The organism is Rhizobium leguminosarum bv. viciae (genome assembly GCF_012276115.1).
Taxonomy (GTDB): Bacteria; Pseudomonadota; Alphaproteobacteria; order Rhizobiales; family Rhizobiaceae; genus Rhizobium; species Rhizobium leguminosarum_T.
In genome coordinates this window covers 53,547-74,422 of the sequence record NZ_WIEU01000021.1, presented here as the reverse complement: position 1 = coordinate 74,422, position 20,876 = coordinate 53,547, and the positions used below count along the sequence as shown (strand labels likewise).

The following is a 20,876-nucleotide window of genomic DNA, read 5'->3' as shown; positions in this document are numbered from 1 at the left end:
GAGCCGCCAGCCCTCTTAGCCATTGCTTCATCAACACCCCTTGTAACCTCGGTTATCAGGGGTGTTTCGCATGGTGGATTTCATCATCGTCGTCTACGGACAGCATCTCGACTGGAGCGTAAGCATCCTTCTGCCGTGCATCTCTGATTGCCGCAATTTCAACAATGCCGTCTCGCGAGCGAATTGTGAGCACGAAGGGAGGCATACTTACCTTGCGCGTTCCTTCCAGGATTCCCCTTTCGGTCATTTGGGGAAACGATGAAAGAAGCTCTCTTTGCCTTTCCAGGCGTTCAACGAGTTTCTTTGCGGCGGCTGGGTTAACCTCTGCGAGTTCGGCAATCCTGCTCAAAAACCAGCGTTCTGCACTTTTGGAAAGGCGAACGCGAGGCATCAACCCACCCGCATACGGCGTCGATATTCGGCGGCATCGACGATTGCGCGAGCCTTCTCAAGCACGTCCTCCAGATCGACGCTGTCCCCGCGATCCAGTTCATCGAGACCTTGAGCATCTGCAAGGATTTCGGCCCCTTCAATTGCAAGATATTGACTGAGCGCCTTCTGCATTACCCAGGTACGATCACGGTCAAGAATTGCGGCGATACGATCGAACTCCAAAACCAGGGACGTCGGCAGCCTCAGAGAAACTTGAGATTTTTCACTGTTCAGCATGATTTATCGCTCCGTAATACAGCGAATTACACGGTAACCCAAGCCCAGGCGAAGTCAAGGCGCCTTGACCCTGCCGCCCATTCCGCCGGGGGCGCGGTTTGAACCGCGCCCTTGCATTTCTACTTGCGCGGCTCGGAAGCTTTCTTCCTGGCCGCGTCGTCCATCAGCTCATACCACATGGCGTTGAGGACGGCGAAGGCGGCGGCTAGCGGCAGGCCGAGGATCCATGCAAAATACCACATTGTTTCGTCTCCCTCAGAGCAATTCCAGGAAAAGTGCGAAGCGGTTTTCCGTCCGGAATTGCGTAAAAACAAAAGGTTAGCGCGGTTCTGCTGAACCGCTCTAGTAGGCGTGGCTGTTCTTGTCGGTGATGGATTTCTCGTCGACCTTGCCCCACAGAACCTTGTAGACCCAGGCTGTGTAGGCAAAGATGATCGGCAGGAAAATGACCGTCACGACCAGCATGATGAACAGCGTCATGTGGCTGGAAGATGCATCCCAGACCGTCAGGCTCGATCGCGGATCGAGCGAGGAGGGCAGGATGAACGGGAACATCGAGAGGCCGACCGTCGAAATGATGCCGAAGATCGCGACCTTGCTGAAAAGCAGTGTCATGACCTCGCGCTTTGCCCGCATGGCAATGAAGGCTAAAACCGCGCCGACGAAGCCGAGGACGGGCGCGATGATCATCCACGAGTGGGCACCGTAATTGGTGAGCCATGCGCCCTTCTCAAGCGCCACGGTTTTCAAGAGCGGGTTGGAGGGGCCGATCGGACTGATATCGCTGGTGATGCGATAGCCGTCGACGCCGATCCAGAGGAAGAGGCCGCCGAGTGCGAAAAGCACGATGACGGCAAGGGCGGCGATGCTGCCATAACTTCTGGCGCGGTCGGCGATCGGACCGCTCGCCTTCAGCACCAGCCAGGCCGCACCGTGCATCGTCAGCATGGCGACCGAGAGCAGGCCGCAGAGCAGCGCATAGGGGTTGAGCAGGGCGAAGAACGAACCTTCGTAGAAGATCCGCATATCGTCGGCGAAGCGGAAGGGCACGCCCTGCAGCACATTGCCAACCGCAACGCCGAAGATCAGCGACGGCACGAAACCGCCGATGAACAGCGCCCAGTCCCAGCCGTTGCGCCAGCGGGCGCTTTCCCGCTTCGAGCGATATTTGAAACCGACCGGACGCAGGATGAGCGCGAAGAGGATCGCGAACATCGCCAGATAGAAGCCCGAGAAGGAGACCGCATAAAGCGGTGGCCAGGCGGCGAAGATGGCGCCGCCGCCGAGGATCAGCCAGACCTGGTTGCCTTCCCAGGTGGCGCCGATGGTGTTGATCGCCACGCGCCGTTCCGTATCCGTCCGGGCGACGAAAGGCAAAAGTGTGCCGACGCCGAGATCGAAGCCGCCGGTCGTCGCAAAAGCGATCAGCAGGACGCCGAGCAGCAGCCACCAGATGAGACGCAGGGTTTCATAGTCGATGAGTTCGTGAAGGATCATGGCAGGTCACTCCGCGGCCGGGACGAGGGTTTCGGAAATCAGAATCGCTTCCGGCTCGTCGTCCGGCTCCGGTCCTTGCTTGATGGCCTTGATCATCAGGCCCATCTCGATGACGATCAGCACGGTATAAAGTGCGCCAAAACCGATGATCGTCAGAAGCACGGTGCCGGCGCCGAGGCTGGAGACGGCAGCGGCCGTCGGCAACACGCCTTCGATCACCCAGGGCTGGCGGCCGAACTCGGCGACGATCCAGCCGAGTTCGATGGCAATCCAGGGCAGGGGGATCGTCAGCACGGCAATTCTGAGAAGCAGTGGATATTTGTCGAGATGGCGGCGCGCCGACAGCCAGAAGAAGGTGGCGGTCAGCAGGATGAAGAAGATACCGAGGCCGACCATGATACGGAAGGACCAGAAGAGCGTCGGCACGTGGGGGATCGTATCACGCGCAGCCTGAACGATCTGCTCGTCGCTCGCCTGGCGCGGATCGTCGACGTAGCGCTTCAGCAGAAGAGCGTAGCCGAGATCATGGCCGAGATCCTCGAAGGAAGTGCGCACTTCCTGTGCAACCTGATCCTGTGCCGGTACTGCACGGATCTGCATCAGCGCGTCGTAAGCCTTGATGCCGTCGCGGATCCGGCTTTCGGCCTGCTGTTCGAGCTTGTCGATGCCGGGGATTTCGGTGGTCAGCGACCGCGTTCCGATCAGGCCCATGACCCAGGGAATGTGCACGGCAAAATGCGTTTCGCGCGCCTCCTGGTCGGGGAAGCCAAAGGCGGTGAAGGCCGCCGGCGCCGGTTCCGTCTTCCACATGCCCTCGATTGCCGCGAGCTTCATCTTCTGGTTCTCGGTGGCGAGATAACCGCTCTCGTCGCCAAGCACGACGACGGAAAGGGCCGATGCGAGACCGAAGGAGGCGGCGACCGTCATCGAGCGCTTGGCAAGCTCGATATGCCGCCCCTTGAGGATATACCAGGCCGAGACGCCGAGCACGAAGATCGAGGCGCAGACATAACCTGCCGACACCGTGTGAACGAATTTCGCCTGGGCAACGGGATTGAAGACCACGTCGAAGAAACTTGTGATCTCCATGCGCATCGTCTGCGGATTGAGCGCCGATCCCACGGGGTTCTGCATCCAGCCATTGGCGATCAGGATCCAGAGTGCTGAAAAGTTCGACCCCAGCGCCACAGCCCAGGTGGCGACCAGGTGGCCGACCTTCGACAGCTTGTCCCAGCCGAAGAAGAACAGGCCGACGAAGGTCGCCTCGAGGAAGAAGGCCATCAGGCCTTCGATCGCCAGCGGCGCGCCGAAGATGTCGCCGACATAATAGCTGTAATAGCTCCAGTTCATGCCGAACTGGAATTCCATGACGATGCCGGTGGCGACGCCGAGCACGAAATTGATGCCGAACAGCGTGCCCCAGAATTTTGTCATCTGCCGCCAGATCTGGCGGCCGGTCATGACATAGACGGTTTCCATGATCGCCAAGAGCACGGACAGGCCGAGCGTCAAGGGCACGAACAGGAAGTGGTAAAGCGCCGTCAGCGCGAATTGGAAGCGCGATAACGCGACGATATCTAGTTCCATTGTCTTTCTCCCACGGTCCCACGGGATACAAGCGTTCCTCAGCACCGATCAGCGCTCAGGGCATGCGGTCTCGCTCAGTCCGGCCGAAGCCGGTCGAGCGCCTTTTCGAACGCCGCCTCTCCGCGGCGCGAAATCTCTGAAATACGGCCGCCTTCGATGACGGCGATGCGGTCGGCGATCCCGGCCTCCCGGCGGATATGCGTGGCGATCACCAGCGAACGGCCTGCCGCCATCGCCGACAGCCGGCTGAGCACGTCGCGGGCGGTGACGCCGTCAAGACCCTCGGTCGGCTCATCGAGCAACCAGAGCGGCGTGTCGCGCAGGAAGAGCCGGGCAAGCGCCAACCGGCGCGACTGGCCACCGGAAACACCGAGCCCGCCTTCGCCGAGCCGGGTATCGATCCCCCGCGGCATGGCCTCGATATCGGCAAGCAGGCCGGCGGCGGCGAGCGCTTCGCAAAGATGGGCCTCGTTCGCATCCGGGTTTGCAAGGAGCAGGTTGCCGCGCAGGCTGTCCTCGAACAGTTCCGTCCGTTGCGTCAGCAGGGTCGCTTTTGCCACTGCAATACTTCCCGTCCTTGCCGGTAATTCACCGGAAAGGAGGGCAAGCAGGCTCGACTTGCCGGCACCGCTGCTGCCGATGACGGCGAGGCGTTCGCCCGGTTGAAGCGCAAGGTCGATATCCTCGAGTGCCGGCACGGCGGAGTTTTCATGGAAGGCTGACACCTTCGCCAGCGAAAAAACGCATCCCGGCAACGGCACTCCCAATGGTTCGAGTGTCGCCGCGACGGCAAGCCGGGGCGCGATGCGCCTTGCCGCAAGCAGCGTCCGCCCAAGTTCCAGGGCACCGCGGCGGAGCGCCGCAAAGGGTTCGACTGCCGCAAAGGCGACAAGCAGGCCAAGCGCGGCGACAGGGGCGGTGATCGCCTTCGTTTCCGCAAGTGCTGCGACGGCGAGCAGCGAAGCCGTGAGCAGCAGGGTTGAGACAAGGCCGAAGCCGAATGTCAGACCGGTCTCAACGCGGTTCAACTGGTCGTCGGCGCGGGCGGAGTAATGGTCTGCCGCGGCAATCGTCTCCCTCTGCGTGGCAAGCCGGCCGGCCATCAGCAGATCGGTCTGGCCGGCGACGAGATCGATCGTCCGCGACCGCAGCGCCTCGATGCCATGGGCGCGTCTGCGGGCATGTTTGCGCGCCGCTCGCCCGGCGATGACAGGCAGGCCGAGGCCGGCACCGGCAAGAAAAAGGCCGAAACACAGGCCGAACAGGGGATGCATCAGCCCCAGCACGAGGCTTGCCGCCAGCGCCGCACCGATCGCCACCACGGCCGGCACGAGGATGCGCAGGTAGAGGGAATCGAGCGCATCGATATCGGCCGTCAGTCGGAAGAGCAGCCGTGCGGGACGATGGAGCAGGGCGCGGGCAGCACCCGGTTCGGCAAAGCCGCGAAACAGCTTTTCGCGCAGGGCGGCGAGCACGCCGAGCGTTGCGTCATGGGTCGCAAGCCTTTCGCCGTAGCGCGCGGCCGTACGGACGATGGCGAGCAGGCGGATGCCGGCTGACGGCGCAAAGACGTCGAATGTGATGGCGGCGGCGGAAAGGCCGGCGAGCGAGGTGGCGGTGATGAACCAGCCGGACAGGCCGAGCAGAGCAATGCCGGCGGTTACCGTCGCCGCCGAAAGTACTGCGCCGAGCAGCAGCGCACGTCGGCGCTCGGCAAGGAACAGGCGCAGGATCGGCTTGAGGTCGGCGGCAAGTCCGCTCATTCGGCGGCCTCCCTCATAACGATGCCGGCATCGACGCGCATGGTGCGATGCATGCGGGCGGCAAGCAGCGGATCGTGGGTCGCAACGATCAAAGTGCGGCCCCTGGCGAGCAAAAGCAGGCTCTCGGTCACCTCGGCGGCGGTGGCGGCGTCGAGATGCGCGGTCGGCTCGTCGGCCAGGATAATCCGGAGATGCGGATTGCAGGCCGCCCGCGCAATCGCTAGCCGCAGCGCTTCGCCGCCGGAAAGCCCGATCCCGCCTTCGCCGAGCGGCCGGTCGCCATAGGCGGCTGCGACTTTTCCGAGCCTGGCGGCGTCGAGCGCATCCGTCACGTCGCCGCGCAGGATACCGGGCCTGCCGAGCGCGATATTGCCGGCGATGGTGCCGGCGAAAATATGCGGTCTCTGGCCGATCCATGCCATGCTGGCCCGCAAGGCGTGGGCGCTGTCATCCGCAAGTGCGGTGCCGCCGATGACGATACGGCCACCGGTGCAGGGCGCCAGTCCTGAAATCAGCGAAAGAAGCGTCGACTTGCCGGAACCGCTGGCGCCGAGAAGCGCCAGATGTTCGCCGGCCGCGGCATCGAGGTTGAAACCGTCGAGGATCAACGGTTCGGCGGCGTTGTAGCGGAAATCGACATTCTCAAGACGGATGGCCGGCGCTTCGGCGACGGCAGATACCGCCGGCGCGACATCGGCTGCTCCTCGGATCGACACTCCGCCGGCAGCGAGGGCGTCCAGGGCCTTCAGCGCCGCTTCGCCGGCCGCCCGATCGTGCCAGACAGCCGAGAGTTCGCGCAGGGGCTCGAAAAAGGCCGGTGCGAGCAGCAGGATGAACAGTCCCTCGGTCAGGTCGAGCCGGCCTACCCAAGTGCCGAAGCGGATCTCACCGAGCAGGCTGAAGCCGACATAGACGGCAATCATCGCCACGCCGAGTGCGGCGAAAAGCTCGAGCACCGCCGAGGACAGAAAGGCGATTTTCAGCACCGCCATGGTGCGCACACGCAGCGACTCCGCCTCCAACCGCAGGCGCAGTGCCGTTGCATCGACTGCGTCGAGCGCACGAATGGTCGCCAGTCCGCGCAGCCGATCAAGTAGGAAGCCGTTGAGGCCGCCGGTCGCGACGAGTTGCCTTTCGCTAGCCGCCCGAGCACGCCAGCCGATCAGCGCCATGAAGATCGGGATCAGCGGCGCGGCGAACAGCAGAACCAGCGCGGCGATCCAGGAGACCGGAAGGATGAAGGCAAGGATGAGGAGCGGCACGAGGCTCGCCTTCATCCGCGCCGGCTGGAAACGGGCGAGGTAGGGCACGATCAGTTCGGCCTGGTCGCCAATGACGCTTGCGGCTTTGCCGGAGGCAGGCCGGTCGCGATCGAGCGGCGACGACATGGAAAGTACCGCGACGGCGATCTGCCGCCTGCGGCTGAGTTCGGCGCGGGCGGCCTGAAAGGCCATGCGGCCACCAGCCGCGTCGAGACAGCTTCTTGCAACTCCGAGGGCGAGGACGCCGAGGGCGGGCCAGAGAACGTCATGCATTCCGCCGCCATCGGCGATGCGGCCGACCGACACGGCCAGCAACCCGGCCTGCGGGATCCAGACGGCAGCAGCCAGCGCCTGCAGCATTGCCGCTCTGCGCAGCGCACCTTTCGCATCATCGGGGCCGGTGACAGACGAGACCGTATCGCCGTCCGGCACCGGCTCGGCGCCCCATCCGTCCTTCGCGTCGAAGAAAGCAGTGCTCATGGCGCTAACTCTTGTTCGCAGGATTTGGCCGGCGGCTGCGGCCGAGCGAAACGACCCGGTCCTTGGCCTCCAGAAGCTTGGTCACTTTCGCGCCCAGCGAGAGTAGCGTTGCGAGCCTTTCTGTTTCAAGTTGTTTTACGTCTTCATACCAATGCGTCAGTTGCTCGATCAGCGTGTGCATCTCGCTCATGCGCTGCTGCGCATGCCGCTCGGCGTCGCTGGCCGGCCGCTGCATCAGGATCTCACGCAGAACCGACAGCGTCGGATCGACTTCACGCTTCTTTCGCTCCTCGGCAAGCGTCCTCAATATCTGCCAGACATCCTCAGGCGTGGTGAAGAAATCGCGGCGGTCGTCTGGCTTGTGTTTCAGGATGACAAGGTTCCAGGCCTGCAGTTCGCGCAGGCTCATCGAAACATTAGAGCGCGAGATGCCGAGCGACTCGGCGATTTCCTCGGCGCAGACCGGCGCGGGCGAGACGAAGAGCAGGGCATAGATCTGGCCGACGGTGCGGTTGATTCCCCAGCGGGACCCCATTTCGCCGAAGTGGAGAACGAAGGACTGAACGAGAGGCGGAAGGTTCATGGCCGTTTCCGTTGCGTCTGTGATTTCAGAAATTTCTGAAATCACTATACTGACTTTCGCGTCTCGCCGGCAATCGGCAAGGCATGCCTGCGTCAATTTGGATGTCCGTTCGTTGATCGTGGGCTAGATATAACCGGACGCGACGTGGCTGGATTTGACCTGGGTCAAGTCGTAGCGGTTTGCAGCGATGACGCAGAAACGCCCGGCGATGCGCTACGCATGCCGGGCGTTCTGTCGGATTGAGATGTTAGGGCCTGCAATCGCTGCCGCCCAGGTTTCAGGAATGCGGCCCGGCTTAGATCAAGCCGGTCAGGATGCCGACGCCGGGAATCGTCGCAATGCCGCCAGTCGTGCGCGTCACGAAGAGGCCATGACGTTCACCGGCGCGGCCGATGAGATAACCAAGGACGAGGCCGGCGACGTGCAGCAGTGCGGTCGCGACCATGAAACCGGCGGCATAGGCGGCACCGGCGGCATTTTCCGGCATTTCGGCGCCATGTGCATGACCGTGGAAGACGGCGAAGAGGCCGACGATACCGAGTGCTGCGGCGGGCGGCGCCTTGACGTGGAGCGCAACGACGGCGCCGAGGACGACAACGGAAAGCGCGATGCCGATTTCAACGAAGGGAACGTTGATGCCGGCAACGCCGAGGGCACCACCGAGCGCCATCACCAGAACGAAGGTCGTCGGCACGAGCCAAGTGGCGCGGCTGCCGAGCTGAAATGCGAAAACACCGACCATCACCATGGCGAGAACATGATCGAGGCCAGAGATCGGATGGGCAAAGCCATGGCTGAAGCCGGCAGCTTCGCCGATGGCGGGATGGGCATAGGCGACGGCCGGAAGCGCTGCGGCAGCCAAGGCAAGCAGGCCGCTCTTGATTGCTGATTTCATTGCTCGATTCCCCTCGTGAGTTTTCGAATATCCTGCGGCGGCCGAACACAGGCACGGTTCCAAGTCGCGCGCATTACGCTAGTTCAAAGAATTCACGCCGTCAACGAAAATACCATGAAATACCGAGCCAATTCAACTGCTTATCTGACAGGCAGATGCCACTTTCGATAGCTTCTCCCGACGCGCCGCGCCTCAAGATCGAACTGGAAACAACTCCGCACAGGGGCTATCAATCGTCCGGCAGAAACGGTGCAAACCGCCGCGATGGAGGAGACGCCCATGACGAATACCGAACGGCCGCTGGCGATCAGCGCGCCCGAGCCGCGCACGCTCGATCTGATTTTCAGCGACAGCGCGCGCGCCGAACTGCAGGCGAAATATGAGATCGTCGAGGCCGACCCCGAGAATATCGCCGGGCTCGGCGACGGCATCCTCGGCAGGGCACGCTACATCATCGGCCAGCCGCCGCTTTCGGCGGAAACGCTGGCCAGAATGCCGGGCTTGCGCTCGATCCTCAATGTCGAAAGCAATCTGCTCAACAACATGCCTTATGAGGTACTCTTCCAGCGCGGTATCCACGTCGTGACGACCGGCCAGGTCTTTGCCGAGCCGGTCGCCGAAATCGGTCTCGGCTTCGCGCTGGCCTTGGCGCGCGGCATCGTCGATGCAGACGTCGCTTTCCGCCAAGGCAGCGAACTCTGGGGCGGGGAGGGGAATGCAAATGCGCGGCTGATCGCCGGCTCCGAGATCGGCATCGTCGGCTTCGGCGATCTCGGCAGGGCGCTGCGCCGGGTGCTTTCCGGCTTCAGGGCCCGCATCAGGGTGTTCGACCCCTGGCTGCCGCAATCGATCCTCGAAGAAAACGATGTCGAGCCGGCAAGCCTGGACGATGTCCTGACGAAGAGCGATTTCATCTTCGCCGCCGCCGCCGTCACCAGTGAAAACAGAGGATTTCTCGGCGCTCAGTCCTTCGCCAGCATGCGCAAGGGCGCGGCCTTTATCCTGCTCAGCCGCGCCGATGTCGTCGACTTCAATGCGCTGATGGCGGCGGTTTCGTCAGGCCATATCGTCGCGGCGAGCGACGTCTACCCCGAGGAACCGCTGCCGCCCAATCATCCGGTGCGGAGCCTGAAAGGTTTCATCCGCTCGGCGCATAGGGCCGGCGCGCTCGACAGCGCTTTCAAGAAGATGGGCGACATGGTGCTCGAAGACATGGACCTGATGGATCGCGGACTGCCGCCGATGCGTTGCAAACGGGCGGAACGCGAGACGGTCTCCCGCATGCGTTCCAAACCGGTCGCGGTGAATTAAAGACAAAGCATTGGTTTTGAGCGCCACATCAAGCGGCGCGCTGCTCGGCACCCTGGATCGCCGCAAGCTTCCAGTCGGCGCCAGACTTGCGCACGAAGGTCCAAACCTCGGTGCTTTCGCTCGGACGGCGGTCGTCGCCGGAAACGACGCGGCCGCTGTCGCGTTCGACCATCGCGTCGATCGAGGAATAACGCATGGCGAGCGTCGCGTATTCCTGACCGTCTTCCCGCCAGGCCTCGGCAATATCGCCCTGCAGCAGCTTGACGTCGGAGACGCTGTTGCGCACGCCGTTGGTGGCGTTTTCGCCAAGCTCCTCGGCGAGATAGGACATCGCCTCGGGCGTCGTCAGCCGGCGCAAGGTGCCGTAATCCTCGGCGCCGTAAGCGGTCTGCACTTGGGTCAGCAGTTCCTCGAACTGATCGAGATCGGCCTGCGTCAGCCCAATCTCGTCACTCGGCCGATTGCCGCGCGACTGCCCGCCGAAACCGCCCCCCGAACCGATCGTCGGGATCTGGAAGGACGAATTATTCGTGGGCGACATATTATAGGACCGGCTCTGACCGCCACCGACGCCGTAGGAAGGCTGGCGGCGGTTGGCGAAATAACGCATGGCGAGCATGACGGCGCCGCCGATCAATGCGATCTGCAGCAACATGCCGAGGAAGCCGAAGCCGCCGCCAAAACCGTGGCCGAGCAGCATGCCGAGAAGGCCACCGGCAATCAGGCCGCCGATCATCGAACGGCCGAAGCCGCCGAAGAAACCGGGGCGCTGAGCGCCGAGGGGCTGCTGAGCGGTAGCAGGTGCGGTGGTCTGCGGACGTGGCGTCATCGACCGTTCGATCGGTGCTGCGGTCCCAGGCGCGGTGCTGGTGACAGGCGGCGCCTGGAAGGTGCGCGTGCCGCGGCTTCCGAAACCGAAGCTGCCGGCCCGGCGCGCCTCGGCATCGTCGAGGGAAGCAAAAACGGTGGCGCTCGTCAGAGCGGCAATGGCCGCGATCTTGGCAAAACGCGAAACGGCACTCGGCATTCCTGATCTCCTGTCATGCGCAATCACGGCATGTCGAGATGTAATATAGGGACTCTTTCCGCCGTGTGAAGCTCTTCGGCGCCATTACTGGCAGACGTCGACCCAGCTGGCGCCGGTCAGCTCTGCCAGCCGTCCGGTTTCGATGCGCACGGCCGAGTTTGTCGAGCCGGCGGCCGGCACGACTTCATCGAAGCGTTTCAGCGAGATATCGCAATAGATGGGCAACGGCGAGGGCAGGCCGAAGGGGCAGACGCCGCCGACCGGATGGCTGGTGACGGCCACAACCTCTTCGGCATCGAGCATTCGCCCCTTGGCTCCGAAGGTGTCCTTGAACTTGCGATTGTCGAGCCGCGCCGTGCCGCCGGCAACGACCAGCATCATCTGCTCGCCGACACGCAGGCAAATCGTCTTGGCGATCTGGGCCGGCTCGACGCCATGTGCTTCGGCGGCAAGCGCCACCGTCGAGGAGCTCTCGGCGGTTTCGATGATTTCGATATCGGGTGCATGGGCGCGGAAGAAGGCGCGGACGGATTCAAGGCTCATGGAACGGATGTGCAAAATGATGATCGGAAGATGCGGGATGCGATGGATGCAGAAAACCAAGGATGATTCCGTAACTCAAAGTTCTAGGCGTTTCAATCAAAGCGTGGCGAGGTCGAATTGCATTTGGAAGATTGACCTCTTGGCCGCTGTAGAGATCGGTGATGGCATAATCAGAAGCCATATGCCTTCACGGCGGCAAGCCGGCCGGGATGATTTGCCTTGAAACCATCCCGGCCGGATATTCTCCGACAATATGAGCGAGGCGTCGATCTATTCCTCGGACAGAGCGAGGTCCCGGCGCAGCCATGATGGAAAAGAGTCGAGGCTGCTCACCATGCGACGACGTCTCCATCGGGCAATGATGGTTGCGACAAAAATCTCTCGAAAGCTAAATCGCGAGCAAAGCTCGCTCATGGATGTCGCCAGGCTCTCGCCGGCGTGCTGATTGTTCATGATCAATTGCGGTCAGAAATCTGAACCGCCCTTCTCTCAAACCTGAAGATCGCAGCGCCATGGCGCGCGGACGTTGCCGTGCCCAGGCGCCGCATGCGAAACGGGTGCCGTCTTCGGATGGTGAAGCTTGAAAGGTCTCGGATTGAATCGAGGGTAGGGAGCTTCGGAAGCCTATGCCAAAGAGGCGTTGGACGAGGAAATATCTGTCATTGCACGCCTCCATTCTTGAAATTGCTCCGGCACAATTATTAGCCGATCGACAAAAGACAGGCAAGAGCGGAATGTCGGGGCTTTGAGGCTGGGGGTGCCATTGTGGCAAGGCCGCTGTTGCGACGACGGACTTGACGTCAGCGCTGTCGATGTCGAATTCCACTTTCAGCTGAACTGATCTTTGCATCGGCAATTGACCACGTCGAGAACATCGTCATAATAATTTTGCACACGTGCTCAATTTTGTCATTCGGCCGTTACGTTCGCCCCCTAGAGCGGGATACGCCACGTTTTCGTGGGGTTTTCGGAACGGCCGTCACGCAACAGTGATGACCCGTCAAGAGGCCTCACACTGCTCTTCCAGGGAGATGAAGAAGATGACCATTTTGCCGACATTGAAATCGCTTGCCGTCGCAGCCGCCATCCTGGCTTCGACCTCCGCAATTGCACTCGCCAAGGACGTCCACATCAGCGTCTGGGCCGGCGGCACCGGCCCGAACGACGTCTATCGCCTCGACGCCATCGAGATCGCAGCCCAGCAGCTGCAACGCGAAGCCGCCCTCAAGGGCGAAGAGCTGAAGATCACCGTCGAGAAGAAGCCCTATTCGGCCTGGGAGGACTTCAAGCAGGCGCTGACCCTCGCCGCCGAAGCCAAGACCGCCCCGAACATCGTCGTCAGCGGCCATGAAGACATCGCGCCATGGTCGCAGGCAGGCCTTATCGTTCCGATCGAGGATTATGTCGATCTCGACTCCTGGCCGCTCAGCGACATCTATGAAAACCTGTTGCAGATCGCGTCCTATAACGGCACCGTCTACGGCATCCCACAGGACGCCGAATCCCGTCCGATGTTCTTCTGGAAGCCTTACATGAAGGCGATCGGTTACAGCGACGCCGATCTGGATGCGTTGCCGCAGAGCGTCCAGGACGGCAAGTACACCATGAAGAACCTGCTCGAAGACGCCAAGAAGATGCAGGACAAGGGCCTCGTCCAGGCCGGCTACGGTTTTTATCCACGCACCAGCAACGGTCCTGATTACTGGCAGTTCTACACCAGCTTCGGCGGCACGATGGAAGAAGGCGGCAAGCTCGTTTTCGACAAAGCCGCGATGACCCGCACCTATCAGTTCTTCGCCGATGCCGTGAAGGCAGGCGTCACCAAGAAGAACCACATCGGCATGCCGGGCGACCAGTGGTGGAAGGAAGTCGCCACCGGCAAGGCCGGCATCTGGGACGGCGGCACCTGGCACTACGCCCGCCTCGTCAACCAGGAAGGCCTGAAGGACTTCTTCGGCAACGTGATCTTCACGCTGATCCCCGCCGGCGAAGGCGGCAAGGCCAACACGCTGACCCATCCGCTCGTCTACCTGCTGACCGCAGGTCACGATCAGGAAGACACCGAGATCGCCGCCCAGCTGGTCAAGATCGCTTCCGAGCCGCGCACCAACGCGCTGCATGCGGTCAAATCGGCCCATCTCGGCATCTCCAAGTCGGAATCCACGGTCGACTTCTACTCGGCTGACCGCTGGACCCGCGAAGCCACCGAGCGCCTGCTGCCGCATGCCAATGCGATGCCGAACAATTCCGATTTCGGCAAATATTGGAACATCATGTGGAAGAACCTCGAAGCATCCTGGACCGGCGCCAAGACCGTAGACGCCGCGATCGGTGACGCCGAAAGCGAGCTGAAGAGCACGCTCGGCGACAAGATCGTCATCCGTTAGAACAGGATGATATCAGGCCGGCTCGGCCTGAAATCTGAATCCTGTTCTAAATTAAAGGGTTAGAGCATGATGTCGTCCGAAAGCCGCTCACACGTTTCGGCATCATGCTCTAGGATCGAAGCACTCTTCCGGGCGGCGGAAACGCTGCCCGGTCGGTCCGCGAGGAGGCTTCCATGAAATCGTCCAGAACGCTCGGACTGGTGATGATCGCGCCTGCGGCGATCATGATCGTTCTTTTCTTCCTGATGCCGGTCGTTCTGACGGCGGTCTTTTCGATGACCAGCATGACGACGGCGACCGGAATTTCCGGCGGTGTCTACCAGATCGCGCCCAACTCCCTGATCGCGCTGAAATCGGCAATACCGGACATTGCCGCCGAAATGGCCGAACCACGCTACACGATCGACGAGGCGGGCCTCAAAGCCGTCGAGGGCCTGGGGCTTACACCGGGGATTGCCGCGGAATTGCGCGCCAAACATGCAGGTGAGGTGTTCACGGCGCGCCGCGACGTCGAGCGCATGATCAAGGATCTCGCCGACCGGCCTTCGACGCGCGACGTCAAACAGATTTCCGAACAGTTCAACCGCTCCGTCCTCAACACCCGCTTCGACAGCAAGGAACAGCTCTTTTCGGCACTGGACAGTCTGGGGTTCAAACTGACACCCGAGCAGAAGGAAACGGTCGCCAAGGCCACTTATACCGGCTGGGTTTGGACGACCGACAATTTCTCGCGCATGACCACGTCACCCGATATGGCGCGCGTCCTCTTGAATACCGTGCTCTACGTCGCACTGGTGCTGATGCTGTTCAATGTCGGCTATGCGCTGCTGCTGGCCATCTGGACGCATTACATGCCGCCGACGCCAGCCTCGATCTTCCGCGGCATCTGGCTGCTGCCGCGCATCACCCCTGTCGTCATCTACGTGATGCTATGGAAGTGGCTCGCCTGGGACACCGGGTTCATTTCGATCCTGATGGGCAAGTTCGGCTATCCGCCGAAGAACTATCTTCTCGATAACGCTTACAACGCCTGGTTCTTCGTCGTGCTGATCAACGGCTTCATCGGCGCCTCGATGGGCATGCTGGTCTTTTCTTCGGCGATGAAGGCCATTCCGAAGAGCCAGTTCTATGCGAGCGAGGTCGACGGCGCCTCGCGCTGGCAGCAGATCCGCTACATCATCCTGCCGCAGATGCGCTGGCCGATCCTCTTCGTCACCTGCTATCAGACGCTGTCGCTGCTTGCCTCCTTCAATGAAATCCTGCTTGCGACCAATGGCGGACCGGGTAATGCGACTGAGGTCTGGGCGCTCTCCGCCTATCACACTGCGCTGAGGAACTATGCCGGCAATCTGGAATACGGGTTGGGTGCCGCCATGGCCTTGGTGCTGGTCGTCATCGGCGTGGCGATGTCGCTCCTTTATCTGCGCGTCTTCAGCTATGGCACGCTTGTCGCCAAGCCTTTGATCGAGGATTGACCATGGCCGAACGATCGCAGCCCTCGGCAAATTACCGCAGCTGGCCTGTCATCACGGCGCTGACTATAGTCAGCCTGCCACTGCTGCTGATGTATGTCTATCTCTTCCTCGACACCGTAACCGTGAAGCAGGCGGACGCGCTGCTGCCTTCGGGCTTGACGCTCAATCACTGGCGCTTCCTGTGGCAGACGACGGAGGGCAAGGCGAACATCTGGCAGGTGACTGTGAATACGCTGCTCTTTGCTGCCTGCACCACCAGCCTCGTGCTTATCGTCTCGTCGATGGCGGGCTACGTGCTGTCGCGGCTGAACGTGCCGGCGCGCGGCTTCTTCCTTGCCGGCGTCATGGTGTTGCATGCCTTTCCGTCGGTGACGCTGATCATCGCCATCTTCATCGTGTTGCAGATGATCGGCCTCTATAATTCGCTGATCGGCGTCATCCTGGTGAAGGCGGCGATCGACCTGCCGCTCGGCATCTGGCTGATGAAGGGCTTCTACGACACGGTGCCGTGGGAAATCGAAATGGCCGGCGTCGTCGACGGCGCCTCGCGCTTCCGGGTCTGGCGCAGCCTCGTGCTGCCGCAGGTCAAGCCCGGCATCATGGCGCTCGGCCTCTTCTCTTTCCTCTCCGGCTGGGGCGAGTTCATCCTGCCGCAGGTGCTGGCGCCTGGTAACCAGGTGCAGGTGCTTTCGGTCTATCTCGCGGCATTCCTCGCCGACGACAACAACTATGATTTCAACATGTTCAAAGCGGTCGGCGTCTTCTACCTCGTTCCGGTGCTGATTGTTTACGCGCTCTTCAACAAATACCTCATGAACATCTATGGCGGCGGGAGCAAAGGCTGATGCGCATCCTCCTCGACAATTTTTCGAAGAGCTTCGGCTCCACCAAGGTCATCGAGAACATGACGCTCGAAGTCGGCAACGGCGAGATGCTGGCGCTGCTCGGCCCTTCCGGCTGCGGCAAATCGACGACGCTGTTTTCCGTCTGCGGCATCCACCGGCCGAGCGGCGGGCGCATCCTCTTCGGCGACCGCGACGTCACGGACCTGCCGAGCCAGGCCCGCAATGTCGGCGTCGTTTTCCAGTCCTATGCGCTTTATCCGCACATGACGGTTGCCGAAAACATCGGCTTTCCGCTGAAGGTGAAGCGCATGCCGGCCGCCGAAATCCGCAAGGAAGTCGATCGCATCGGCACCCTCGTTCACATCGGCAACCTGATGGGCCGCAGGCCGGCCGAGCTTTCCGGCGGCCAGCAGCAGCGCGTGGCCCTGGCGCGCGCGCTGATCCGCAAGCCCGATGTGCTGCTGCTCGACGAGCCGCTCGCCAATCTCGATGCCAAGCTGCGCCTCGAAATGCGCTCGGAAATCCGCCGCCTGCAACGCGAAACCGGCATCACCGCCATTCTCGTCACCCACGACCAGGTGGAGGCGATGAGCATGTGCGACCGCATCGCCATCATGAAGGAAGGCGAGATCGTCCAGATCGCCACGCCGGCCGAAATGTACAATGATCCGAAGACCGCCTTCGTCGCCGGCTTTCTCGGCAATCCGCCGATCACCTTCCTGCGTGGCGTCGTGGACAAGGGCGCCTTCATCATCCCGCAAAGCGAGATCCGCGTGCCGCTGCCGGATTCTGTCGGTGCCGCCGACGGCACCAAGCTGATGCTCGGCGTTCGGCCGGAGCATTTCACGCCGGCAGGCGACATCGCCGTACCGGGCAAGGTCACCTTTGCCGAAACGCAGGGCCGCGAAAACCTCTACGACGTGGCTCTTGCCGGCGGACCGCTGCTGCGCTCGATCCAGCCGGTGCGCAGCGATATCCATGTGGGCGACGACGTCCGCTGGGCGATCGACAGCCGCGGCGTGTTCATCTTCGACGAAAATGGCAGGAGGCTCTGATGACCCGCGATTTCTCTGCATTTTTCGAGCGTTACGGCTGGCCATTGGGCAAGGGCCGACTTCCCTTCTGCATCGGCCATCGCGGCGCCAGCGGCCATGAACGCGAGAACACGATCGCTGCTTTTCGCCGCGCCGCCGAACTCGGCGCGGAAATGTGGGAGCTCGACACGCAGCTGACCAGGGACGGCGTGGTCGTCGTCTCGCATGACGATCACCTCGAGCGCGTCTTCGGCATCGACCGCCGCATTTCCGAGATGACGGCGGCAGAGCTCGCCGGCCTCGACGGCGTCGACGTGCCGAGTTTTTCGGAGGTGGCCGCGCTCGGCCGCGAGACCGGGACAGGTCTCTATGTCGAACTGAAGGCGCCTGGGACCGGCATTCGCTGCTGGCAGCACCTTGCCGAGATGAACCAGCGTTTCGCCTGTCTCGGCTCTTTCGACACGGCGCAGGTACGCGAACTTAGCGACGCGGCCTGCGATTTTCCGCTTTCGGTGCTGATCCGGGTCGGTCACGATCCGCACGCGCTCGGCGACGAGGCCTGCGCCGATATCCTGCATCTTTGCTGGGAGAGGGCTGGCGAGCGTCCGCAGGATCTGGTGACCGACGCGCTAAGGCGCCGCGCCTTCGATGCGGGCCGCGAGATCGTGCTCTGGCACGAGGAACGGCCGGCTGTTCTCGATGACCTCATGAAGCTTCCGGTTCTCGGCATCTGCACGGATCTGCCCGATCTGATGCGGCCATCGGCGGTCAAGGAAAAAGCAGTTGGCAGACAAGGATAAGGGACCGCGCAAGGTAACCTCCTTCGACGTGGCGCGTGTGGCCGGCGTCTCGCGCGCCGCCGTGTCGCGCGCCTTCACGCCGGATGCCAGCGTCTCGCCGAAGACGCGCGAGAAGGTCTATCAGGCCGCCAAGGAACTCGGCTACCGGGTGAACTATCTTGCTCGAAGCCTCACCAACAAACGCTCCGATCTCGTCGGCCTCGTCGCCGCTGGCCTCGACAATCCGTTCCGCACGCTGCAGATCGAAAATCTGGCAAGAGTGCTGCTCGCCCGCAATTTCCGCCCCATCCTGCTCCCGACCTCGCTGGAGGCCGATACCTCGACGGTCATCGGCCAGCTACTGCACTACGCCGTCTCTGGCGTCATCGTCACCTCGGACGCGCCGCCGACCGAGATCTGCGAGCAATGCGCAGCCGAGGGCGTGCCGATCGTGCTGATCAACAAGGGCAATGACATTCCCTTCGTCGACCGCATCATCTCCGATGATCGCATGGCCGGCCATCTCGCCGCCACCCACCTGATCGATAGCGGCGTGCGAAAGCCCGCCGTGATGGCCGCCCCTGCCATATCCTATACGGCGCGGCGGCGCAGCGAGGCCTTCATCGCACGCTGCAAGCAGCTCGGCGTCGAGGCGCAGTTTCTGCAGGTCAGAATCAACGACTACCGGAGCGGCTACGATGCTGCAGCCGAACTTGCCGCATCCGGCATAGACGGGCTGTTTTGCGCCAACGACTACATGGCCTGCGGCGTCATCGACCGCGTCATGCAGGGCCTCGGCCGGGATGATGCGCCACCGCTCTCCATCATCGGCCATGACGACATTCCTCAGGCGAGCTGGACCGCCTACGATCTCACGACCATCCGCCAACCCTGCGATGTCCAGGCCGAAAAGACGGTCGACCTGCTGATGAGCCGCATCGTCGAGCCGGACCTGACGGCGCGTGTCGAATTCACGCCGGTGACACTGATTAGAAGAAGGACTGCCTGATGAATGCCGCTTTCGACGCCGCCGCCATCCGCGCACGGGCGGAGGCCGCGATCACCGTTGCCCTCGAAGTCGGGCGGGAAACGGCCCGGTTTCGGCACGACTCCGACCCCGGCTCGCTTGCCGTCGAGAACAAGGGATTGCAGGATTTCGTCACCATCGCCGACAGGAGGGCCGAGCAGGCGATCCGCGAGGGGCTGCTCTCGCGCTTTCCGGATGACACTTTCATGGGCGAAGAAGGCGGCGGACGGTCGGGCGAGAGCGGCACCTGGGTCGTCGATCCGATCGACGGCACGACCAACTATATCAGAGGCTTCCGGCACTGGGGCGTCTCGATCGCCTTCGTCGTCGGCGGCACGGTGGAGATCGGCGTGGTCTACGACGCCGCCGGAGACAAAGTCTTTCACGCCGTCCGCGGCGGCGGCGCCTTCAAGGACGGGCTTCCGGTGCATGCGGCTGCGACCGTCGATCCGGTCAATGCGCTTGTCATTCTCGGCCATTCCCGCAAGACGAGCTTCGACGACCATCTCGCGCTCTCGCGGCGGCTCCACGAACGCGGCATGGATTATCGCCGCATGGGCGCGGCCGCGATCGACCTCGTTCGCGTCGCCGAGGGGGCTGCCGATCTATACTACGAACGCCACCTCAATGCCTGGGACATGCTCGCCGGCGCGCTGATCGCCGAAGAGGCCGGCGCTGTGGTGGCGATGCCGCCGGTCGATAGTTTGCTTATGAACGGCGGACCAGTCATTGCCTGCTCGCCCGGGCTTGCCGGCGAGTTTGCCTTCATCCTCGACATCGAAGGGTTGGCGGCGGCTCCCGGCTAAGCCGTCATCCGCCGGCGCCAGGCGCGTTCTGTCGCCGGCGCCTCGTCAGTAGTGATCTGATCCGGCTTGAGCGCCATCAGCGCCGAAAAGCTCCGCCATTCTCCTTCGCTGAAACCGGCCTCCGGATCCTTCAGGGTGAAGGTCCAGGCATCGACACGTTTGCCTTCGTCCTGGCAGAGCGCGATCATATCCAGCCCCGCATTGGCGGCATCAAGGATCAGCGGCCAGTGCAGATAAATCGTGTCCGGTTCGGTCGGGCCGCTGAGGTCAGCGCGCAGTTCCGTCTCCACCGCCTTCCAGCCGTTGGCCATCCTGATATCGTAGAGCTTGTTGGTCGGATCGATGCCGCGCAGGAGATGGGGAAGCTTCTCCTTGACCGCGACGATGAGGTCGAGACTGTCGCCACTGACGATCACCGAGGCGGCGATATCGCGGAAATGCGTGGCCAAATGCGCGACGCCGCTGGCGCCGATCGCTTCGTAGTCGTCCTTCATGTCGAATTGCAGCAATGCGGCTGGATGCGTCGATTGCATCATGGCAGCGAGATCCTCGCTAAGGATCAGCGGCCGGTCGCGCTCTTGCATCCTGATATCGTTGAGGTCACTGACGCTCTTTTCGGCGACCGGTCCATGTCCTGTCGTCTCGCCTTCGAGTTCCTTGTCGTGCAGCACGACGAAACCGCCGTCGGCACGCACGCGCAGATCGAGCTCCATCGAGGCGCCCGCCGCAAAGCCCTCCGCCATCACCTCGGCGGAAAACAGCGGGTCGGAAAACCGCTTGCGCAAGCGGTGCCATTTCAGGCGGGTCCGATGCCCCTCATGCGAAATCTCCAGCCCCTGCGCATCCAGCAATCTCGTCATCTGCACCAAGTCTCCGCGATGCCACATTCCTGCCCTGACGAACCGT

The 20,876-nt window shown here is 62.4% G+C and carries 21 protein-coding genes; 8 read left to right on the top strand and 13 right to left on the bottom strand.

What is annotated here, in order from left to right; genetic code table 11:
* Positions 1 to 55: 55 nt before the first annotated feature.
* The 9 genes from GFM02_RS27840 to GFM02_RS27800 all read right to left on the bottom strand — a co-directional run bounded on the left by GFM02_RS27840 (position 56) and on the right by GFM02_RS27800 (position 8,736).
* Positions 56 to 391 carry a type II toxin-antitoxin system RelE/ParE family toxin gene (locus GFM02_RS27840; RefSeq protein WP_168271103.1) on the bottom strand — a complete coding sequence of 112 codons (336 nt, stop codon included), beginning with the start codon at positions 389 to 391 and terminating at the stop codon, positions 56 to 58.
* Entirely contained in the window at positions 391 to 669 is a 279-nt protein-coding gene (locus GFM02_RS27835; protein WP_168271102.1) for a CopG family ribbon-helix-helix protein, read from the bottom strand. The genes GFM02_RS27840 and GFM02_RS27835 overlap by 1 nt, the downstream gene beginning before the upstream one ends.
* Positions 670 to 788: 119 nt before the next feature.
* A complete protein-coding gene (gene cydX, locus GFM02_RS27830) occupies positions 789 to 911 on the bottom strand; it encodes a cytochrome bd-I oxidase subunit CydX (RefSeq protein ID WP_017957645.1) in 123 nt (40 codons plus the stop codon).
* A 100-nt stretch (positions 912 to 1,011) separates the two neighbouring features.
* On the bottom strand, positions 1,012 to 2,166 hold the full coding sequence (cydB, locus tag GFM02_RS27825; protein ID WP_168271101.1) for a cytochrome d ubiquinol oxidase subunit II: 1,155 nt from the start codon (positions 2,164 to 2,166) through the stop codon (positions 1,012 to 1,014).
* A 6-nt stretch (positions 2,167 to 2,172) separates the two neighbouring features.
* Positions 2,173 to 3,753, bottom strand: a complete 1,581-nt coding sequence (locus GFM02_RS27820; protein WP_168271100.1) for a cytochrome ubiquinol oxidase subunit I — start codon at positions 3,751 to 3,753, stop codon at positions 2,173 to 2,175.
* A gap of 74 nt (positions 3,754 to 3,827) precedes the next feature.
* Positions 3,828 to 5,516, bottom strand: a complete 1,689-nt coding sequence (locus GFM02_RS27815) for an amino acid ABC transporter ATP-binding/permease protein (RefSeq protein WP_168323431.1) — start codon at positions 5,514 to 5,516, stop codon at positions 3,828 to 3,830.
* Positions 5,513 to 7,258 carry a thiol reductant ABC exporter subunit CydD gene (gene cydD, locus GFM02_RS27810; protein ID WP_168271098.1) on the bottom strand — a complete coding sequence of 582 codons (1,746 nt, stop codon included), beginning with the start codon at positions 7,256 to 7,258 and terminating at the stop codon, positions 5,513 to 5,515. Before cydD ends, GFM02_RS27815 begins: the two co-directional genes overlap by 4 nt.
* A 4-nt stretch (positions 7,259 to 7,262) precedes the next feature.
* Positions 7,263 to 7,841, bottom strand: coding sequence for a GbsR/MarR family transcriptional regulator (locus GFM02_RS27805; RefSeq protein WP_168271097.1), 579 nt, complete (start codon positions 7,839 to 7,841; stop codon positions 7,263 to 7,265).
* Positions 7,842 to 8,136: 295 nt separating this feature from the next.
* On the bottom strand, positions 8,137 to 8,736 hold the full coding sequence (locus tag GFM02_RS27800) for a HupE/UreJ family protein (RefSeq protein ID WP_168323430.1): 600 nt from the start codon (positions 8,734 to 8,736) through the stop codon (positions 8,137 to 8,139).
* Positions 8,737 to 9,015: 279 nt separating this feature from the next.
* On the opposite strand from GFM02_RS27800, the gene GFM02_RS27795 reads away from it, so the two are divergent.
* Complete coding sequence (locus GFM02_RS27795) at positions 9,016 to 10,047, top strand: hydroxyacid dehydrogenase (RefSeq protein ID WP_168323429.1); 1,032 nt, start codon at positions 9,016 to 9,018, stop codon at positions 10,045 to 10,047.
* Between the two features lie 28 nt (positions 10,048 to 10,075).
* Here the strand turns inward: GFM02_RS27795 and GFM02_RS27790 are convergent, their stop codons facing one another.
* The 3 genes from GFM02_RS27790 to GFM02_RS27780 form a co-directional block, all read right to left on the bottom strand.
* Positions 10,076 to 11,074: a Tim44 domain-containing protein gene (locus tag GFM02_RS27790; protein ID WP_168323428.1), complete on the bottom strand. Its 999-nt coding sequence runs from the start codon at positions 11,072 to 11,074 to the stop codon at positions 10,076 to 10,078.
* 84 nt (positions 11,075 to 11,158) lie between these two features.
* The gene (locus tag GFM02_RS27785; protein ID WP_026264652.1) at positions 11,159 to 11,617 is read right to left on the bottom strand and encodes a YbaK/EbsC family protein; all 459 of its coding nucleotides are present in this window, start codon (positions 11,615 to 11,617) and stop codon (positions 11,159 to 11,161) included.
* Positions 11,607 to 11,798 (bottom strand): hypothetical protein, encoded by a 192-nt coding sequence (locus GFM02_RS27780; RefSeq protein WP_168303621.1) that lies wholly within the window; start codon positions 11,796 to 11,798, stop codon positions 11,607 to 11,609. The genes GFM02_RS27785 and GFM02_RS27780 overlap by 11 nt, the downstream gene beginning before the upstream one ends.
* Positions 11,799 to 12,657: 859 nt before the next feature.
* On the opposite strand from GFM02_RS27780, the gene GFM02_RS27775 reads away from it, so the two are divergent.
* The 7 genes from GFM02_RS27775 (at position 12,658) to GFM02_RS27745 (ending at position 19,970) form a co-directional block, all read left to right on the top strand.
* Positions 12,658 to 14,004, top strand: a complete 1,347-nt coding sequence (locus GFM02_RS27775) for an extracellular solute-binding protein (RefSeq protein WP_026264654.1) — start codon at positions 12,658 to 12,660, stop codon at positions 14,002 to 14,004.
* 173 nt (positions 14,005 to 14,177) lie between these two features.
* Entirely contained in the window at positions 14,178 to 15,479 is a 1,302-nt protein-coding gene (locus GFM02_RS27770; RefSeq protein WP_168323427.1) for a carbohydrate ABC transporter permease, read from the top strand.
* A gap of 2 nt (positions 15,480 to 15,481) precedes the next feature.
* A complete protein-coding gene (locus tag GFM02_RS27765; protein WP_026264655.1) occupies positions 15,482 to 16,324 on the top strand; it encodes a carbohydrate ABC transporter permease in 843 nt (280 codons plus the stop codon).
* Entirely contained in the window at positions 16,324 to 17,379 is a 1,056-nt protein-coding gene (locus GFM02_RS27760; protein ID WP_168323426.1) for an ABC transporter ATP-binding protein, read from the top strand. Before GFM02_RS27765 ends, GFM02_RS27760 begins: the two co-directional genes overlap by 1 nt.
* The gene (locus tag GFM02_RS27755; RefSeq protein WP_168323425.1) at positions 17,379 to 18,158 is read left to right on the top strand and encodes a glycerophosphodiester phosphodiesterase; all 780 of its coding nucleotides are present in this window, start codon (positions 17,379 to 17,381) and stop codon (positions 18,156 to 18,158) included. The genes GFM02_RS27760 and GFM02_RS27755 overlap by 1 nt, the downstream gene beginning before the upstream one ends.
* Positions 18,142 to 19,146 (top strand): LacI family DNA-binding transcriptional regulator, encoded by a 1,005-nt coding sequence (locus tag GFM02_RS27750; protein WP_168323424.1) that lies wholly within the window; start codon positions 18,142 to 18,144, stop codon positions 19,144 to 19,146. The genes GFM02_RS27755 and GFM02_RS27750 overlap by 17 nt, the downstream gene beginning before the upstream one ends.
* Entirely contained in the window at positions 19,146 to 19,970 is an 825-nt protein-coding gene (locus GFM02_RS27745; RefSeq protein WP_168323423.1) for an inositol monophosphatase family protein, read from the top strand. The genes GFM02_RS27750 and GFM02_RS27745 overlap by 1 nt, the downstream gene beginning before the upstream one ends.
* Here GFM02_RS27745 and GFM02_RS27740 read toward each other — a convergent pair.
* Entirely contained in the window at positions 19,967 to 20,830 is an 864-nt protein-coding gene (locus GFM02_RS27740) for a glycerophosphodiester phosphodiesterase (protein ID WP_205930490.1), read from the bottom strand. The two genes, GFM02_RS27745 and GFM02_RS27740, sit on opposite strands and share 4 nt — an antisense overlap.
* Positions 20,831 to 20,876: the final 46 nt, after the last annotated feature.

What these genes read in the sequence shown, in the direction of transcription:
- GFM02_RS27840 (WP_168271103.1), bottom strand. Translation starts at nt 391, where the DNA reads ATGCCTCGCGTTCGCCTTTCCAAAAGTGCAGAACGCTGGTTTTTGAGC.
- GFM02_RS27835 (WP_168271102.1), bottom strand. Translation starts at nt 669, where the DNA reads ATGCTGAACAGTGAAAAATCTCAAGTTTCTCTGAGGCTGCCGACGTCC.
- cydX (WP_017957645.1), bottom strand. Translation starts at nt 911, where the DNA reads ATGTGGTATTTTGCATGGATCCTCGGCCTGCCGCTAGCCGCCGCCTTC.
- cydB (WP_168271101.1), bottom strand. Translation starts at nt 2,166, where the DNA reads ATGATCCTTCACGAACTCATCGACTATGAAACCCTGCGTCTCATCTGG.
- GFM02_RS27820 (WP_168271100.1), bottom strand. Translation starts at nt 3,753, where the DNA reads ATGGAACTAGATATCGTCGCGTTATCGCGCTTCCAATTCGCGCTGACG.
- GFM02_RS27815 (WP_168323431.1), bottom strand. Translation starts at nt 5,516, where the DNA reads ATGAGCGGACTTGCCGCCGACCTCAAGCCGATCCTGCGCCTGTTCCTT.
- cydD (WP_168271098.1), bottom strand. Translation starts at nt 7,258, where the DNA reads ATGAGCACTGCTTTCTTCGACGCGAAGGACGGATGGGGCGCCGAGCCG.
- GFM02_RS27805 (WP_168271097.1), bottom strand. Translation starts at nt 7,841, where the DNA reads ATGAACCTTCCGCCTCTCGTTCAGTCCTTCGTTCTCCACTTCGGCGAA.
- GFM02_RS27800 (WP_168323430.1), bottom strand. Translation starts at nt 8,736, where the DNA reads ATGAAATCAGCAATCAAGAGCGGCCTGCTTGCCTTGGCTGCCGCAGCG.
- GFM02_RS27795 (WP_168323429.1), top strand. Translation starts at nt 9,016, where the DNA reads ATGACGAATACCGAACGGCCGCTGGCGATCAGCGCGCCCGAGCCGCGC.
- GFM02_RS27790 (WP_168323428.1), bottom strand. Translation starts at nt 11,074, where the DNA reads ATGCCGAGTGCCGTTTCGCGTTTTGCCAAGATCGCGGCCATTGCCGCT.
- GFM02_RS27785 (WP_026264652.1), bottom strand. Translation starts at nt 11,617, where the DNA reads ATGAGCCTTGAATCCGTCCGCGCCTTCTTCCGCGCCCATGCACCCGAT.
- GFM02_RS27780 (WP_168303621.1), bottom strand. Translation starts at nt 11,798, where the DNA reads ATGGCTTCTGATTATGCCATCACCGATCTCTACAGCGGCCAAGAGGTC.
- GFM02_RS27775 (WP_026264654.1), top strand. Translation starts at nt 12,658, where the DNA reads ATGACCATTTTGCCGACATTGAAATCGCTTGCCGTCGCAGCCGCCATC.
- GFM02_RS27770 (WP_168323427.1), top strand. Translation starts at nt 14,178, where the DNA reads ATGAAATCGTCCAGAACGCTCGGACTGGTGATGATCGCGCCTGCGGCG.
- GFM02_RS27765 (WP_026264655.1), top strand. Translation starts at nt 15,482, where the DNA reads ATGGCCGAACGATCGCAGCCCTCGGCAAATTACCGCAGCTGGCCTGTC.
- GFM02_RS27760 (WP_168323426.1), top strand. Translation starts at nt 16,324, where the DNA reads ATGCGCATCCTCCTCGACAATTTTTCGAAGAGCTTCGGCTCCACCAAG.
- GFM02_RS27755 (WP_168323425.1), top strand. Translation starts at nt 17,379, where the DNA reads ATGACCCGCGATTTCTCTGCATTTTTCGAGCGTTACGGCTGGCCATTG.
- GFM02_RS27745 (WP_168323423.1), top strand. Translation starts at nt 19,146, where the DNA reads ATGAATGCCGCTTTCGACGCCGCCGCCATCCGCGCACGGGCGGAGGCC.
- GFM02_RS27740 (WP_205930490.1), bottom strand. Translation starts at nt 20,830, where the DNA reads ATGACGAGATTGCTGGATGCGCAGGGGCTGGAGATTTCGCATGAGGGG.